At 70.0% G+C, this 15,463-nt stretch carries 15 protein-coding genes; 7 read left to right on the forward strand and 8 right to left on the reverse strand.

Going from position 1 to position 15,463, the window contains the following annotated elements:
• Positions 1-364: 364 nt before the first annotated feature.
• Both ACIA8E_RS22170 and ACIA8E_RS22175 read right to left on the reverse strand, forming a co-directional pair.
• On the reverse strand, positions 365-937 hold the full coding sequence (locus ACIA8E_RS22170) for a hypothetical protein (RefSeq protein ID WP_399300852.1): 573 nt from the start codon (positions 935-937) through the stop codon (positions 365-367).
• Between the two features lie 181 nt (positions 938-1,118).
• Positions 1,119-1,943 carry a hypothetical protein gene (locus tag ACIA8E_RS22175; RefSeq protein ID WP_399300854.1) on the reverse strand — a complete coding sequence of 275 codons (825 nt, stop codon included), beginning with the start codon at positions 1,941-1,943 and terminating at the stop codon, positions 1,119-1,121.
• Between the two features lie 433 nt (positions 1,944-2,376).
• On the opposite strand from ACIA8E_RS22175, the gene ACIA8E_RS22180 reads away from it, so the two are divergent.
• From ACIA8E_RS22180 to lnt, 4 genes are all read left to right on the forward strand, one after another.
• Positions 2,377-4,182 carry a pectate lyase gene (locus ACIA8E_RS22180; RefSeq protein ID WP_399300856.1) on the forward strand — a complete coding sequence of 602 codons (1,806 nt, stop codon included), beginning with the start codon at positions 2,377-2,379 and terminating at the stop codon, positions 4,180-4,182.
• A 310-nt stretch (positions 4,183-4,492) separates the two neighbouring features.
• Entirely contained in the window at positions 4,493-5,356 is an 864-nt protein-coding gene (locus tag ACIA8E_RS22185; RefSeq protein ID WP_399300858.1) for a universal stress protein, read from the forward strand.
• 148 nt (positions 5,357-5,504) lie between these two features.
• A complete protein-coding gene (locus ACIA8E_RS22190) occupies positions 5,505-6,002 on the forward strand; it encodes a nuclear transport factor 2 family protein (RefSeq protein ID WP_399300860.1) in 498 nt (165 codons plus the stop codon).
• A gap of 104 nt (positions 6,003-6,106) precedes the next feature.
• Positions 6,107-7,753: an apolipoprotein N-acyltransferase gene (gene lnt / locus ACIA8E_RS22195; protein WP_399300862.1), complete on the forward strand. Its 1,647-nt coding sequence runs from the start codon at positions 6,107-6,109 to the stop codon at positions 7,751-7,753.
• Between the two features lie 13 nt (positions 7,754-7,766).
• On the opposite strand, the gene ACIA8E_RS22200 is transcribed toward lnt, so the two are convergent.
• The 3 genes from ACIA8E_RS22200 to ACIA8E_RS22210 form a co-directional block, all read right to left on the reverse strand.
• Entirely contained in the window at positions 7,767-8,114 is a 348-nt protein-coding gene (locus ACIA8E_RS22200; RefSeq protein WP_399300864.1) for a hypothetical protein, read from the reverse strand.
• 167 nt (positions 8,115-8,281) lie between these two features.
• Positions 8,282-9,181 carry a Gfo/Idh/MocA family protein gene (locus ACIA8E_RS22205; RefSeq protein WP_399300866.1) on the reverse strand — a complete coding sequence of 300 codons (900 nt, stop codon included), beginning with the start codon at positions 9,179-9,181 and terminating at the stop codon, positions 8,282-8,284.
• Positions 9,182-9,214: 33 nt separating this feature from the next.
• The gene (locus ACIA8E_RS22210; RefSeq protein WP_399300867.1) at positions 9,215-10,423 is read right to left on the reverse strand and encodes an FAD-dependent monooxygenase; all 1,209 of its coding nucleotides are present in this window, start codon (positions 10,421-10,423) and stop codon (positions 9,215-9,217) included.
• 76 nt (positions 10,424-10,499) lie between these two features.
• Between ACIA8E_RS22210 and ACIA8E_RS22215 the strand changes: the two genes are divergently transcribed.
• The 3 genes from ACIA8E_RS22215 to ACIA8E_RS22225 all read left to right on the forward strand — a co-directional run bounded on the left by ACIA8E_RS22215 (position 10,500) and on the right by ACIA8E_RS22225 (position 12,338).
• Positions 10,500-11,144 carry a TetR/AcrR family transcriptional regulator gene (locus ACIA8E_RS22215; protein ID WP_399300869.1) on the forward strand — a complete coding sequence of 215 codons (645 nt, stop codon included), beginning with the start codon at positions 10,500-10,502 and terminating at the stop codon, positions 11,142-11,144.
• A 40-nt stretch (positions 11,145-11,184) separates the two neighbouring features.
• Entirely contained in the window at positions 11,185-11,697 is a 513-nt protein-coding gene (locus tag ACIA8E_RS22220; protein ID WP_399300871.1) for a DinB family protein, read from the forward strand.
• 185 nt (positions 11,698-11,882) lie between these two features.
• Positions 11,883-12,338, forward strand: a complete 456-nt coding sequence (locus tag ACIA8E_RS22225) for a hypothetical protein (RefSeq protein ID WP_399300872.1) — start codon at positions 11,883-11,885, stop codon at positions 12,336-12,338.
• Here ACIA8E_RS22225 and ACIA8E_RS22230 read toward each other — a convergent pair.
• The 3 genes from ACIA8E_RS22230 to ACIA8E_RS22240 all read right to left on the reverse strand — a co-directional run bounded on the left by ACIA8E_RS22230 (position 12,326) and on the right by ACIA8E_RS22240 (position 15,373).
• Positions 12,326-12,781 (reverse strand): hypothetical protein, encoded by a 456-nt coding sequence (locus tag ACIA8E_RS22230; RefSeq protein ID WP_052190127.1) that lies wholly within the window; start codon positions 12,779-12,781, stop codon positions 12,326-12,328. The genes ACIA8E_RS22225 and ACIA8E_RS22230 overlap by 13 nt on opposite strands.
• A 250-nt stretch (positions 12,782-13,031) precedes the next feature.
• On the reverse strand, positions 13,032-13,715 hold the full coding sequence (locus ACIA8E_RS22235; protein ID WP_399300874.1) for a uracil-DNA glycosylase: 684 nt from the start codon (positions 13,713-13,715) through the stop codon (positions 13,032-13,034).
• A gap of 77 nt (positions 13,716-13,792) precedes the next feature.
• Positions 13,793-15,373: an ABC transporter substrate-binding protein gene (locus ACIA8E_RS22240; RefSeq protein ID WP_399300949.1), complete on the reverse strand. Its 1,581-nt coding sequence runs from the start codon at positions 15,371-15,373 to the stop codon at positions 13,793-13,795.
• Positions 15,374-15,463: the final 90 nt, after the last annotated feature.

Raw genomic sequence — 15,463 nt, forward strand, 5'->3', positions numbered from 1 at the left:
CCGTCACCGCCGGGCGGCCGGCCAGGCCCGTATCCCCCTTCGGCGCACGTGCTCAGCGGCTCACCAGTCACCGGGCAGGGTGCGCTGTCGCGTCAGCGGACGACCTGGACGACATCGCACATGACGGAGCTCGAGTCCCCGGAGTTCTCGATCTCAAGGTGACGCATTGGACCTGCCACCGTCGGCCGTCGATGTCGAAGCACGGTCCGACGGACAGAAGTTGGCGCATCGTGAAGTTGGGCCCGCCCCTGCCCCGCTGTTGTACACCGTCACGGCGTTCGACGAGGCTCGGCTCTCGCCATCACTTCGGAGAGCGAGGCGGGCTGACTGCCGACGCCTGGAGTGGGGCGGGTCAGCACCGCCTTCATGACCGGTCCGGGGTGAAGTCACGCGCCTTGATCTTCGCCATCCGCCCGTCGGGGTGGTGCCAGACCATGCCCTCGCACCCGTCGGCCGTCGCCAGGGCCAGCGCGGCGCTCCGGATGCCCTCGAAGGTCAGCTCAGGCACGGCGACGTCCAGCGCGCGGGCGTGCTCGACAAGGCGATGGAGGTCGCTGCGCTCCGGGTTTCCGTTGATCTTCGGGCCGACCAGTTCGAAGGTCCCGGTGATCCCCTCGCAGGGTCCGATGTTCTGGACCGCCTCTTCGTGGAACTTCGCGAATGACGACTGGCCGATCGGCTCCCAGCCGACTGTCTTGCCGGTTGCGTCATCGGTGGAGACGACCACGTAGTTCGGCGGCAGCGCCTTGCCGGGTTTCACCTCGCGCCGTGCCCACCAATCACCGGCTTCATCGAGCATCACACACGTGCCGTCGTACTTACGGGTCGCGCGCCCTTCCCCGGCGAGCACCCACTCGCAGCCGGGCGTCACCTCCGGCAGGACGCGCGCGGGACGAGTGGCGAAGTCGCGGACGAACATGGTGGGAATCTTTTTCATTCCGGAAGTCTCCCGGTCGGCCGGCCGGCCCGCACGGGAATTTCGCTCACGCGGCGATCCACGCCTGCGCGACGGGCAGTCGTCCCGCTTCGGTGACCCGGATCAGCAATCCACCACCACGGACCAGCGGACGACCACCGCACAGGTCAAAGACGCAGGCCGACTCTCCGTACGCGACGACTCAGTACGCCACGACCGCCCATATCAGCGCCCCGACGACGGCCGCCGCGTAGCACCCCACGGCGGCGCGGACGAGGGTGCGCCGGGTGGAGTCGCTCCACGGTGTGCCGTCCAGCACTCTGGCCAGCACGGGCAGCACAAGGATCGCGTGCAGGCTGACTCCGTGCAGCGGTTTGAGTGATGCCGTGGAGGCGTAGCCGGCCAACTGGTGCCCGGTGCGCGTCAGATAGACGCCGCGGGCGATCATCGCAGCGCCTGCCAGCAGCCCGACGACAAGGATCGCGAAACCTGCCCGCAGCGCGAGCACCATCCCGGTCGGCCCTTCGGGACGCCGGACGAACGAGGCCACCGCCAGTGCGGTCAGAATGACGACCAGCACTGTCCCGCCGGCGGCCAGCGACATCGAGACCGCCGCGTCGAAGGGGGTCTCCATGTTGAAGTGGGACGGTACGCCGCGCCAGGCCTGGAGCGTGATGCCGGCGACCTCCAGCACGCAGTCGGCGGCGAACACCGCGAGCAGCACGGTACGGGTGCGGGCGCGTAGGCGTACGTACGAGGCCACCCAGCAGATCGCGATGAGCGTCAGTCCGAAGGAGAGCCCGAAAGTGACGGGCTTGCGCCAGGAGACCGGGCCGTCCCAGGTGCCGCCGTCGACGGCGAAGACGATCAGATGCAGCAGCCCGGAGACGACGAGCGCCGCGCCGGTCGCGTAACACAGGCGCTCCACCGGGCTCGGCTTCCGCCCTGTGGGCGCGATCGACGGTGAGTCGGGCGTGCTGCTGCGGACCGGTTCCGTCCTGGTGGATGCCGTGGGCTGGTTCTCCATGTCCGGAGCATCCCTCGATGGGTGTGCGGCCGTCGTCGTACGTCCGGAGGCAGTCGCCGTACGCCCTCCGGAGTACCGCGAACACCCCTCGCCGGATGACCTTAAGCCGTGGCCGCCGAGTCTCTCAAGGGGCTGCGCCTATCTCTGCGTGACGACCGGCGGGCTCCACTCGGAGGCTCAACTCGACTCTTGGTGTCCAGATAGCCGAACCCATGGGTCACATATGACCGATTAGCTCCTTCGGAGTTCCACGTACATGAACGCTGTTGTTGTGTATGACCTCTTGGCTCCGCCATCACATGGTGCTAGAACTCCTTTCGCATGGAGAGCAAGATCCTCGGATCACGCTGCGTCATGCCCAGGACCGCCTCCCCGCGGCCCTTCGTTCGCGTTTCGCCACCAGAGTGGAGGCAGTCGTTCGATGCACTTGTCAGTGAGCCGTCGCACCTTCTCCCGCCTCGCTGTCGCACCGGCAGCGGCACTTGTGATCGGATCGGCCGGGCGCGCCTCGGCCGCCGGAACCACGCCCCGTACCGCACCCGATCCCGCCTCCGCACGGACGCGCGGCGAGATCGCTGCGGCGGTTGACCGCGTCACCACGTTCATGGACGAGCACGTCTCCTACGGCGGCGGCTACGTCTGGAGCTACCTGCCGGACCTCTCGACCACTTGGGGCGAGATGGAAGCCCGGCGCACCATGTGCTGGATCCAGCCACCCGGCACGCCATCCGTCGGCCACAGCCTGCTCGACGCCTACCACGCCACCGGATCGGAGGCCTGCTACCGGGCGGCCAAGCGCACCGGGCTGGCCCTTGTCGACGCCCAACTGGCGTGCGGCGGCTGGAACTACATCCACGACACGGCGGGCCAGGGTTCGCTGCGGAAGTGGTACGGGACCATCGGTGCCAACGGGTGGCGCCTGGAGGAGTTCCAGCACTTCTACGGCAACGCCACGTTCGACGACGCGGCGACCTCGACCGCCGCTCAGCTGATCCTCCGGCTCCAACTGGAGCGGCCCCACCCCAGGTTCGAGGCCTCCCTGGACCGGGCGATCCGTTTCATCGTCGCGGCGCAGTACCGCGGCGGTATCGCCGACGGCGGCTGGCCACAGCGTTTCCCGGCCTTCTCCGGCTCCGCCAAGCAGACGCCCTGGCCGGACGAGCTGCCGTCGTGGCTGCCGTCCGACATCCGGCACGGTATGGAGGACGGCGACTACACCGGACATGTGACCTTCAACGACAACGTGCTCGGCGAGAACATCAAGTTCCTGCTGATGTGCATCACCGCCCTCGGACGCCGGGACCTGATCCCCAATGTCAGGCGGGCCATGGGCTGTCTCCACCGCATGCAGCAGCCGGGACCGCAGGCCGGCTGGGGGCTCCAGCACCTCGCCCACGCAACAGGCGGCCGACCGGCCGGCGCCCCCGCCGGCGCCCGGTCCTACGAGCCGCGGGCACTGGTCACCCACACCACTCAGACCAACGTGTCGCAGCTCTTCGCCTACTTCCGGCTCACCGGTGACCATGAGTTCCTGCGCCGCGTCCCGGAAGCCATAGCCTGGTTGGAGAGCTGCCGGCTGACGGACCAGCAGAAGGCTGAGAACCCGCTGCTGGCCTCCAACACACACCCGACCTTCGTCGAACTGGGCACCAACCGCGCCCGCTTCGTACACCGCTTCGGCTCCAACATCCGCAACGGCGCCTATTACAACGACTACGACCACCGGGACACCCCGAGCCACTACGGCGGCGGCCGCAAGGTCGACACCGCCGCGCTGCGCGCGACGTACGAGGAGCTCATGGGGATGAGCCGGTCCGAGGTGGCCGACCTCAAGGCCCGCTCGCCCCTCTCCGCCCGCGGCAGGCGTGAACTGCCGGACTACTTCTCGGTGAGCGACCTCAGTCTCGACGACCTGTTCCGGGACGCCGATCTGTCGCTGCCGACCGTGACCCGGGCGCAGGCCGATGCCGTCGTCGAGGGACTCGGCGGCCGCGATCACTGGCTGACGCCGATCGGTTCGATCACCAACCCCTACCGGGGTCCGGCACCCGCGACGCCGTACGACGGCAAGGCCTATATGAGCCGCAATGTGGGCGACATCTACGACACCTCGCCCTACGACCCGCTCAAGCCGCCACTGGAATCCCCCTATACGTCGCAAGCCAGTCCACTGGGCATCACCACGTCCGACTTCATCGAGAATCTCGGCACGCTCACGGCGTACATCGCCGGCAGCTGATACGCCCGCCGCTCCACCATGAGGGCGGCCGTTGCCGGATCACCCTCAACTGAAGCGCGTCGCAGAAGTCCCGAAGCCGACAGTCCGGAGAGACCGGAAACCTGTCTGCTCGTGCCCTTCCGCGACGCGCTTCAGCGCTTCGCACCGCTTCGCCGTTCACGCTTCGGCTGCTCCTGCGCCGGACGCCGACCGGCCGTAGCGTACGGAACACGACCGGGGTAATACAGGGCGGACACGGCCGGAAGTCCATGCCAAATGCCCCGTACACGTACCAGCCTGGGACGTGTACCGCTGGACCCTGGAGGACTCCATGACCACCGCCGAGCTTCCCGTGATCGCCGCCGTCGACGGTTCGTGGCGCAGCTACGAGGCGCTCGAGTGGGCCGCGCGCGACGCCGTCCGGCGAGGGCTTCCGCTGACGATCGTGCATGTCAGGCCGCTCAATCGGCGTACCAGCCAGGAGGCGCAGCGGCGCGAGGCCGAGGAACTGCTCGCGGAGTCCGTGGGCCGGGTGGCGCAGGTCGCTCCGACCCTGCACACGTCGACCCTCGCTCCGATGGACTTCCCGGCGGCGGCGCTGATCGCACTGAGCGAGCACGCGTCGTTGCTCGTACTGGGCTCGCGCGGGCTGGGCGGTTTCCGGTCACTGCTGATCGGCTCGAACAGTCTGACGACCGCCTCGATGGCGAGGTGTCCCGTCGTCGTCGTTCACACCGGCCGGGCGGACGAAGAGGAGGCGGAGGCGGCGGAGACATTCTCGGACATTGTCGCGGGGGTGGCCGCCGACGAAAGCAGTGAGGCGGTGCTGGACTTCGCGTTCGAGGCCGCCATGACCCGGCCCGGAGCGCGCCTGCGGATCGTGCACGGCTGGACGATGTTCTCGTCGATGCTCTCCGGCGGCCCCGTCTTCGACCGGGATGCGGCGGCAGGCGCGGCCGAGCGGACCCTCGCGGAGCTCACCGCCGGGCGGACGGAGAAGTATCCCCAGGTCGAAGTTGTGCAGGAGCCGGTCCACGGATCCGCGTCCCACACCCTGGTCACGGCGTCGGCGACCGCCGCCCTCACGGTGATCGGGCGGCGCAAGGGCGGCGAGGAGCTCGGATTCGGGCTGTCCCCGGTGGCGCAGACAACGCTCACTCATGCACTCGGGCCGGTGGCCGTGGTCCCCTGCTGAGACGGGCACGGGCGGTGCGGGTTCCGGCCGTGGCGTTCTTGTCGTCCGAGCTCCCGGTCCGGGGTTCCGGGCGGCGAATCATGGTCGGACATGGCGCCGCGCGTGCACAGCCCTTGGCGTCTGCGGTCGGCGGGCACACACTGGCCGGATGACGCAGCGCGTGGCTCTCGCGACCGTGATGGACCAGCTGTCCATCGACGCAGTGATCACCGGCTATGCGGTGGCGGTGGACGACGGCTCCTGGCAGGACTACCGGGACCTGTTCACCCCGGACGGCCGCGCCGACTACCGCACCGCAGGCGGTGTCGAGGGGCCCGCCGCCGAGGTCGCGGAATGGCTCGCGGAGACGATGCGGCTCTTCCCCGTACGCCAGCACCTGATCGTCAACCGCCGGCTCGACCTCCAGGACCTGGGCGGCTACCCCGGTGACCGCGCCGATGTGCGGGCCGACTACCTGAACCCCATGCGGCTGGAGAGTTCGCGGGACGGCGGCGGCGTCGCAGCCCCTGACGCCACCGCGCCGAACTTCGCCTCCGGCGGCCGGTACACCTTCGGGCTGTTGCGTACGGACGTCGGCTGGCGGATCCGTACCGTGACCGTCCACGAGAAGTGGCGCAGCCTCTCCGGCTCCCTCGCACCGAGCTGAGCCGCTCAGGCCCGCACCCGGCCTGGCCGCACCCGTTCCGCTCCCCCCACACTGGGTAAGGAGAAGGGCACCACTGCTCACCGGTCAGGTCGAGGAGGTGCGGTATGCGGATTCCGGTCGGCCGGCGTGAGCAGCGGGAGCGGATGCTCCGGTCACCCTGGTGGCGCGGCGGTGGAGCCCTGCTCGCCGGGGCACTGCCCGCGCTCGCCTTCCCGGCCCCGTCGCTGTGGTGGTTCGCCTACGTCGCGCTGGTGCCCTGGCTGCTGCTGATCCGCTCGGCCGGTACCGCGCGCCGGGCGGCGCTCGACGGCTGGCTCGGCGGGACGGGCTACCTGCTCGCCGTGCACCAATGGCTGATGCCGAGCCTGCATGTGTTCATCGTCGTTCTCGCGGCGCTGCTCGGTCTGCTGTGGGCGCCCTGGGGCCTGCTGGTGTCCAGGATGCTCGGCGGCGCCCCGTCCGTCGCGACGGCCACGGCCGCCGTGCTCGTGGTGCCTTCCGGCTGGCTGATCATCGAGCTGGCCCGCTCCTGGGAGGGTCTCGGCGGTCCCTGGGGACTCCTCGGTGCGAGCCAGTGGCAGGTGCCCGCTGCGCTCCGGGTGGCATCGGTCGGCGCCGTGTGGCTGGTGAGTCTTATGGTGGTGGCGGTGAACACAGCGGTCACCCTGCTGTTCCTGACGCCCGGCGCACGGACGGCCGCGGCGGTCGCCATCGTGGTGGGCGCGCTGGCCGTGGGCGCGATATGGACGTGGGCGCCGCAGCCGGAGCAGTCGGGCGTGGCCCGGATCGCCGTCGTGCAACCGGGGGTCGTCGCGGGCCCGAACAGCGTTGCGCTCCGCTTCGCGCGCAGCGAGCAGCTGACCCGCACGTTGGCGGGCCGCGACGTCGATCTGGTGGTGTGGGGCGAGAGCAGTGTCGGCCAGGATCTGTCCCGGCGGCCGGACCTGGCCGCGCGGCTCGCGAAACTCTCGCGCGAGGTCGGCGCGGATGTGCTGGTGAACGAGGATGCCCGGCACACCGGCACATCGGGTCGGACGGGGATATTCAAGAGCGCGGTGCTGGTGGGACCGGACGGCCCGACCGGGGACCGCTACGACAAGATGCGTCTGGTGCCGTTCGGTGAGTACATCCCGGCCCGTTCGGTGCTCGGCTGGGTGACCTCGGTGGGCAAAGCGGCGGGCGAGGACCGGCTGCGCGGCACCCGGCAGGTGGTGATGTCCGTTCCCGTGCCGCCTCGCACGGGCGGGTCCACCGGGTCCCCCGCCGAGGTCCGCGCCCCGGAGCACACTCTGCGGATCGGGCCGCTGGTCTGCTTCGAGTCGGCGTTCCCCGACATGAGCAGGCGGCTGACCCGAGACGGGGCACAGCTGCTGATCGCCCAGTCGTCGACCTCTTCGTTCCAGCACACCTGGGCGCCGGAGCAGCACGCCTCGCTCGGCGCGCTGCGGGCCGCCGAGAACGGCCGCCCGATGGTGCATGCCACGCTCACCGGCATCAGCACGGCGTACGACCCGCAGGGCCGGCGCGTCGGCACGCCGCTGGGCACGCATACGAGCGGGGCTGCCGTCTTCGACGTACCGCTTGCCAGTGGCAGCACCCTCTATGTGCGGCTGGGCGACTGGCCGGTGTACGGCGCGCTGGCCGTGCTGGCCGCATTCTGCGCCTACGAGGGCGGCCGGTCAGTGCGCCGGCGTGACCCGGTGGAGCCGACCGGTGCCGTGGGTCCGAAGGCCGGGGTGCCCGGTCCCTGACCGGGCACTCACACTATGACGGACCGTTCACGGAGACGATGTGCCCCTGCGCGTCGACGGTGAGCGCGACCCGCTCGACCTTGTTCCTCACAGCGAGCACCAACCACACGGCCCCCCACAGGAAGCAGCTGAACACCATCAGGAGGGCGTGCAGCACGTGGTTGAGCGGCTGCCCCCTGACCATCACGACCTGTGTGTCGGCCCGGGACTCCACCCGCCAGCCGGTGGCGATCCGCTGATTGACCGCCCAGTCGAGGATCAGGCTGCGCTGTGTCGCATCGGGGGGCCGCCCGTCCGCCGCGTAGTAGCCGGGCGGTGGTTGCAGCGCACCCCATCCGTGTGGCTCGTCGTGAGGCTTCACGAGGTCACCTCCACGGGCCGGCGGTCCATTGCCCTCAGCCTGCCCCGGGGCCGAGCGGGACGCATCCGGAGCGGAACGAAACCCGTCCTGACCTGCAAATTCCGCTGCGGACGGTCCGCTGTGGCGCAGTGCGCCGAGGGGTGTCCGACCCTGTTCCGCCGGGCCCCCTAGGCGCAGTCCAGGTCACGCAGGATGCGCTCGCACAGCTCGTGGGTCTCAAGAGCGTCCCGGGCGCTCAGCAGCTTTCCGGCCCGCACGGCGTCCAGGAAGGTCAGCACGCCCTGCTCGATGCCGCGCTGGCGGGCGACCGGCACCCAGTCGCCCCGTCGCCGGACGCTCGGCTGCCCCTTGTGGTCGATCACCTCTGCGAGGTTCACCACCTCGCGCTTGGAGTCCTGCCCGGAGACCTCGAGCCGCTCCTCCGTCGAGCCGCTGAGCCGGTTCATCGCACCGATGGCGGTGAAACCGTCGCCGGACAGCTGCAGCACGACATGGTGCATCAGCCCGTCGCGGATCCTGGCCCGTACGACGGTGTGCTCGACCGGGCCCGGCACCAGGAAGCGCAGGGTGTCGACGACATGGATGAAGTCGTCGAGCACCATCGCCCGCGGCTCCTCGGGCAGACCCACCCGGTTCTTCTGCATCAGGATCAGTTCGCGGGGCTGCTCGATGCATTGCGCGTAGCCGGGCGCCAGCCGCCGGTTGAAGCCGACGGCCAGGCTGACACCGCGCTCCTCTGCGAGGTGTACCAGCCGCTCGGAATCGGCGAGTTCGTAGGCGAGCGGCTTGTCGATGTACGTGGGAACACCCGCATCGAGAAGCCGGCCGGCGATCTCCGGGTGCACGGAGGTCGGGGCGTGGACGAACGCGGCGTCCAGGCCCGCGGCGATCAGCGAGTCGAGGTCGGTGTGACGCTGCTCCGGCGGGATCCGGTGGGTCTCGGCGACGGCGGCCAGGGTGGCGGGGGTACGGGTCTGCAGATGCAGTTCGACCCCGGGCAGGGTGGTGAGTACCGGCAGATACGCCTTCTGCGCGATGTCGCCGAGCCCGATGCAGCCGACCTTCACAGGGGTCTCCCTCTCGCAATGACCCGCCCGTGGCTACCGCTGCGACATGGGCGTGTCCTTCGTCCCGGCAGCATACGTGTGCTGCGGCGGCCGCCAGTCGGCGATGCCGTCGAAGGTGCGCAGGACGAGGCCGGGCCCGAAGCGGGAGACGGCAGACATCAGGGTGTCGCGCAGCGCGACGGCAGGAGGGCTGGTCAGGCGCATCAGCCGGGTCACGTGGGCGGCCTTGCGGACGATGCCGCCCGTCCGCGGGACCCGGTCCGCGCTGTACGCGGCGAGGGCCGCCGCCAGGTCGCCGTCGGGCGCCGCGTGGTGGGCGAGCACGATGCCGTCCTCGATGGCCTGGTTGCCGCCCTGTCCGAGCGTCGGCGCCATGGCGTGGGCGCAGTCGCCGACCAGGACGGTGCGGCCCCGGTGGAACGCCCGCAGAGGGTCGATCAGATGGTGCACGTCGTTGCGGAGAATCCGGTCGGGTTCGACGGCGGCGATGATTCCGGGGATCGGGTCGTGCCAGCCGCCGAACCGGTGCAGCAACTCGGTCTTCTCGTCGGCGGCCCGCTCTCCGGCGGGTGCGACCGCGGCCGCGTACGCGTAGATCCGGCCGTCCTTGAGCGGCTGGGCGCCCCAGAGGGCGCCTCGGCCCCAGGTCTCGTGCGGGGCGAAGGGCTTCCCGGGCCCGGGGACGACGACGCGCCAAGTGGTGAAGCCGGCGTACGACGGTCCGGGGTGCGCGGGGAAGAGCAGGGAGCGTACGGCCGAGTTGATGCCGTCGGCGCCGACGACGAGGTCGGCCTCGATGTTCCCGGCCGGTGTTGCGACGACGGCCCGGGCCCCGCCCGCGGTGCCCTGGTCCACGAGTTCCGCCGCCGCCCCGGTACGGATGGCGGATGCGGGCAGTTCGGCGGCGAGGGCATCGATCAGGGTGGCGCGGTGCACCAGGACGATCGGACCGCCGAACCGCTCGGTCGCAGCGACGCTGTCGGTCCGGGCCAGCCAGCGGCCGTCCGGTCTGCGCATACCGCCGTCGCCCTGCCAGGCGGCCAGGGACCTGATCCGGTCACCGAGGCCGATCACGTCCAGGGCGCGCTGGGCGTTGGGCGCGAGGCCGATACCGGCGCCGACGGGCTCCAGGGAGGCGGCCCGCTCCATGACAGTGACCTGCCAGCCACGCCGGTGCAGGGCCACGGCGGCGGTCAGACCGCCGATCCCGCTGCCGATGACGACCGCATGTGGCCTGGCCATGATTCCTCCTCGGAACTACAGCTGTAGTGACGGACTCACCGTACTACAGGTGTAGTCGCGGCGATAGGTTGGTCCCATGGCCACAAGCACCACACGCGCCCCCGGCACCTCCCGGGCCGACCTGATCACCGATGCCGCCCTGGCGTTGCTCGCCGAGCGCGGAATGCGGGGTCTCACCCATCGCGCCGTCGACGAGCGCGCCGGACTCCCCCAGGGCTCGACGTCCAACTACGCCCGCACCCGGCAGGCCCTGCTGGAAGCGACGGTGCGGCGGCTGGCGGAGCGCGAGGCGCAGGTGCTCGCCCCGGGCGAACTCCCGATGCCGGGCGGCGAACCGGCCGACGGAGTGCAGGGGGAAGCCTCCGATGGCCCGGACGCGCTGGTCGCCGGTCTCGCACTGGCCCTGCACCGGTATCTGACCCGCCACCCCGAGCTGCTGATCTGCCGGTACGAACTCGCCCTGGAAGCCACCCGGCGGCCGGAGTTGCGGGAGTTCTTCGACGCGACGGGCCGCCAGTTCCGCGAACCCCTGGTGGCGCTGATGACGGCGGCCGGTTCGGCCGAACCGGAACGGCACGCTCTGTCCCTGGTGGCCTGGTGCGAAGGGCTGATGTTCTCCTGCGCCGCGGGGTCGTACCACCGGTCCGTACCGACCGCGGCAGAGCTGCGCACCGGCTTCACCGAGCTGTTGCGCGGAATGCTGGGGCCCCGCGGACAATAACGTCTGGCCCGTACATGATCACTGGTAAAGAATGACCGGCATGACGACGCGCGAACGCTCCGAACCCGCCATCAACGCCGCCGAACGCCCGATGCTTGAGGGCTGGCTCGACTATCACCGCGACACCCTTGCGCTGAAGTGTGCGGGCCTCACCGACGCCCAGCTGCGCGAGGCCTCCGTGCCGCCGTCGGAGCTCAGCCTGCTCGGGCTCGTACGGCACATGGCGGAGGTGGAGCGCGGCTGGTTCCGCGAGGTCCTGGCCGGTGAGGACGTGAAGCCGATCTACGGGACGGACGAGGACCGGGACGGCGAGTTCCATCTCACCGAGGCGGACACCTGGGAGAAGGACGCGGCGATCTGGCAGGCGGAGATCGCGCAGGCCCGGGAGATCACCGCGAACGTCGGCCTCGACGACCTGTCGGTCGGCCTGAGCCGCAAGGGCGAGCAGTTCAATCTGCGGTGGATCTACACCCACATGATCGAGGAGTACGCGCGGCACAACGGCCACGCCGATCTGGTCCGGGAGAAGATCGACGGCTCGACCGGCGACTGATCCGGCCCAGGACCCGCCCCGGAGCCGACGGGGGAGCCGGTTCGGCCCGATCCGCGCCTGACCCTCGCCCGCGTCCCCGGGGAGCGACAGCGGCCGGGCGTTGCGCCGACCGGGGGTCACTCGTGCGGGCCAATCATGACTTCCCCGCTCCCGCGATGCGCTGCCCGCACAGCAGAGTTGCCCAGGTGCAACGAACCAGAATCGCCGTGCAGCTCCTGGTCGGGGTGGCAGTCACTGCCGTGTCCGGCTGCGTGTCCGTGGAGCCCCAGCCGGGCCTTGCGCCCCGGCCCCAGACCAGCAGGCCCGTCCAGGACCTGGCCCCCCAGATCGTCCGGCCACCGGTCCGGGACACCCTGGAGGCTCTGCCTGACCCGAAGCCCTCCGAGGCAGCATCCGGGCCGGCCACCGGGGCCCCCTCGGAGACCCGCCGCAGCGCGCCGCGCGCTCCGCAGCAAAGGCAGCATCCAGGCGTGACCGGGCCATGGCCGGCCCGCGCCCCGCGCGCGGTGTCCGCACCGGCCCCTGCCCTGCCGTCCTCCCCCGCCACCGGGACGGACGTCTGCGCACTCGGGCGGGGATACGGCGGCTGGCCGACGGGCAGCCCCCAGTCCCGGATCTGCGAAGACACCTACGGCCACTGATCCCACAGCCGCCGCTCCAGCCGCCCGATCGCCGCCCGGACCCCACCCCCGTACCCGTCGTCCATCCCGTCGTCCGCGAGCACGTCGGAGGCCTTCCGGGCCCGGTTCAGATGGATCCAGGCAGCTTCCGGGCGCTGGAGCTTCACATAGTCCGCCGCGAGGCTGAGATGGAGCGCGGGATAGAAGGCCCGGACCGCGAGCGCGTCCCGGTGCTCCGCGGCCCGCTCGTCAGTCAGCCCCTCTGCGGCAGTCAATGCCCTCAGGTCCCAGGCCAGTTCATCACCGGGATCGTCCTGGGTGTCCGCCATGTAGTGCGCGAGGGTGCAGCGGTGAAGGGCGTCGCCGTCCTCGCCGATCTCCGACCAGAGTGCGCCGAATCGGTTCCGGGCCTCTTCCCGGTCGCCACCGTGCAGCAGCATGATCGCCTGGCCGATCCTGGTCATGACGGCGTCCCTCGACGCCTCCTGCTGCTGCTCCGTCACCGCGGTCTCCCTCGCACCTGCCCAGCCGATCCCGGTCGGATCCGACCGCACCCGCCGCCGCGTCGCATCCGGTCGCTGCATAGCGTCCGGTCGCTGCGTCACGCCCGATGGAGTCCGTTCGAATCCGGTCGGCTCGACGCTAGCCGCTGATGCGGGCAAACCTGCTCAGGCTCGGGCAAAGCACCCGAGCCTGTCGGACAGGTGCCTGCGGTCAGCCCAGGTCGGGGATGCGCCAGTCGACGGGCTGGTGCCCCTGTGCCGCAACGGCGTCGTTGATCTGCGTGAACGGACGGGAGCCGAAGAACTTCTTCGCGGACAGCGGCGACGGGTGCGCGCCCTTGACCACCACATGGCGCTCCTCGTCGATCAGCGGGAGCTTCTTCTGCGCGTAGTTGCCCCAGAGGACGAAGACCGCCGGATCGGGCCGCGAGGCCACCGCGCGGATCACCGCGTCCGTGACCTTCTCCCAGCCCTTGCCCTTGTGCGAGTTCGCCTCGCCGGCCCGGACCGTCAGCACGGCGTTGAGCAGCAGAACACCCTGCTCGGCCCACGGCATCAGATACCCGTTGTCCGGGACCGGCAGGCCGAGCTCCTCCTTCATCTCCTTGTAGATGTTCCGCAAGGAGGGCGGCGTCCTGACGCCGGGCCGCACGGAGAAGCACAGCCCGTGCCCCTGCCCCTCGCCGTGGTAAGGGTCCTGGCCGAGTACCAGGACCTTCACCTTGTCGTACGGAGTGGCTTCCAGTGCGGCGAAGACCTGCTCGCGCGGCGGATAGACCGGCCCCTTGGCCCGCTCCTCCTCGACGAACTCGGTGAGCTCCTTGAAGTACGGCTTCTGCAGCTCTTCGCCGAGGACGCCGCGCCAGGACTCGGGCAACAGGTCGGTGTCGGTCACTTCAACAACCTCCGGTACGCAAATCGGTTCTTGTCCGAGAACCTACCGGGGGCCACTGACAGTCGACCGGGCACGCCCTACCAGCTGGTCTTGCGGTACAACTCCCACATCTGCATGACCGTCTGCGGGTCCAGGGCGCGCTCGCCGCCGCCGATGTCCTCGCCCGCCGCCACGTACAGCTTGCCCTGCCACAGCGGCAGCAGCCGGACGTCGTCGACCAGGATCTTCTGGGCCCGCTCGAACTGCTTGCTGACCGCGCCCCGGTCGCTCTCCTGGCGGCTCTGCGGCAGCAGATGCTGGGTGATCTCGTTCTTCACGTACGGCATACCGGTGACGGTGTCCTTGCCCACGAAGGGGGCGATGAAGTTGTCCGGGTCCGGGAAGTCCGGGAACCAGCCGCGGCCGAAGACAGGGTAGTCGCCCTTGGTGTAACCCGCCTGGAACGTCTTCCACGGAGCGCTCTTCAGCGTGATCTTGAACAGCCCGGAGGCCTCCAGCTGCCGCTTGAGCTCATCGAACTCGGGGGCCGTGGAGGAGCCGTACCGGTCGGTGGTGAACCAGAACGTCATCGCGACGGGCTCGGTGATGCCGGCCTTGACGAGGATCTGCTTGGCCTTCTCCTTGTCCGGGTCACCGAAGTTGTCGAAGAAGCTGGTGGTGTGGCCTGCGATGCCCTTGGGCACCATGGAGTACAGCGGTTCGGCAGTGCCCTGGTACACCTTGGCCACCAAGGCGTCCCGGTCCACGAGCTGGGCGATGGCCCGCCGGACGGCCGGGTTCCCGGCGGCCGGGTCCTCGGGGTTGAAGACCAGGAAGCGGATGTCGGCGCCGACGGTCTCGATGAGCTGCAGCTTGCTGTTCTGATCCTTGTTGTCCTCGAGCTTGACGACCTCCTCGGCGGTGAGGCCGCGGTAGGTGGCGTCGATCTCGTTCTTCCGCAGCGCGTCGACCATGGGGGCGGACCCCTTGAAGTACCGGATGGTCACGGCATTGTTCTTGCGGTTGGCGAAGCCCTTGTAGTTCTGGTTCTTCACCAGCTCGGCCCTGTCCCCCGGCACGTACGTGTCCAGGAGATAGGGGCCGGATCCGGTGACCTTGCCGTCCGTGCGGACCTGGTCCTTCGGATAGTCGCTGGGCGCAACCAGAGACATCGCGGGGGTGGCCAGGACGAACGGGAAGGTGGCGTCCGGCTTGTTGAGGTGGAAGACGACCTTGTCGTCGCCCACGGTCTCGACCCGGTCGAGCGAGCCGAGCAGGCCGAGCGGGCCGCCCTTGACCTTGATGGTCAGGATCCGGTCGATGGAGTACTTCACGGCCTCGGCGTCGAGCTTGTCCCCGTTGGAGAACTTCAGCCCCTTCTTGATGGTGCAGCGGTACGCCGTGCTGGTCCGGTCGGTGAAGGTGCAGGACTCCGCGGCATCGGGCTCGGGGCTCGTACTGCCGGTGGGGAAACTCACCAGGGTCTGGAAGACATTGCGCATCAGCTCCCAGGAGTTGTCCCACGCCGCCGCCGGATCGAGAGTGGAGGGCTCACTCGTGGTACCGACGACTATCTTCTGATCCGCTTCCGAGTCGCTGTCGGACAAAAGACCGCAGCCGGCCAGCAGAGAAAGGGAAGCAAGGGCTGCAGCGGCCTGCAGCCTGGCCCGGTAGAACACGTGCACGCTCCTCGATCAGCCATGGGTCGGCAGACCATACCGCAGCGCCCCGTCGGGTCAATCCCTACGCCCGACGAGGCACTTGAGGCA

It is taken from the genome of Streptomyces sp. NPDC051664, assembly GCF_044453545.1.
In the GTDB taxonomy this organism is placed as follows: domain Bacteria; phylum Actinomycetota; class Actinomycetes; order Streptomycetales; family Streptomycetaceae; genus Streptomyces.

What these genes read in the sequence shown, in the direction of transcription:
- ACIA8E_RS22230 (WP_052190127.1), bottom strand. Translation starts at nt 12,781, where the DNA reads ATGACCAGGATCGGCCAGGCGATCATGCTGCTGCACGGTGGCGACCGG.
- ACIA8E_RS22215 (WP_399300869.1), top strand. Translation starts at nt 10,500, where the DNA reads ATGGCCACAAGCACCACACGCGCCCCCGGCACCTCCCGGGCCGACCTG.
- ACIA8E_RS22220 (WP_399300871.1), top strand. Translation starts at nt 11,185, where the DNA reads ATGACGACGCGCGAACGCTCCGAACCCGCCATCAACGCCGCCGAACGC.
- ACIA8E_RS22170 (WP_399300852.1), bottom strand. Translation starts at nt 937, where the DNA reads ATGAAAAAGATTCCCACCATGTTCGTCCGCGACTTCGCCACTCGTCCC.
- ACIA8E_RS22210 (WP_399300867.1), bottom strand. Translation starts at nt 10,423, where the DNA reads ATGGCCAGGCCACATGCGGTCGTCATCGGCAGCGGGATCGGCGGTCTG.
- ACIA8E_RS22185 (WP_399300858.1), top strand. Translation starts at nt 4,493, where the DNA reads ATGACCACCGCCGAGCTTCCCGTGATCGCCGCCGTCGACGGTTCGTGG.
- ACIA8E_RS22175 (WP_399300854.1), bottom strand. Translation starts at nt 1,943, where the DNA reads ATGGAGAACCAGCCCACGGCATCCACCAGGACGGAACCGGTCCGCAGC.
- lnt (WP_399300862.1), top strand. Translation starts at nt 6,107, where the DNA reads ATGCGGATTCCGGTCGGCCGGCGTGAGCAGCGGGAGCGGATGCTCCGG.
- ACIA8E_RS22190 (WP_399300860.1), top strand. Translation starts at nt 5,505, where the DNA reads ATGACGCAGCGCGTGGCTCTCGCGACCGTGATGGACCAGCTGTCCATC.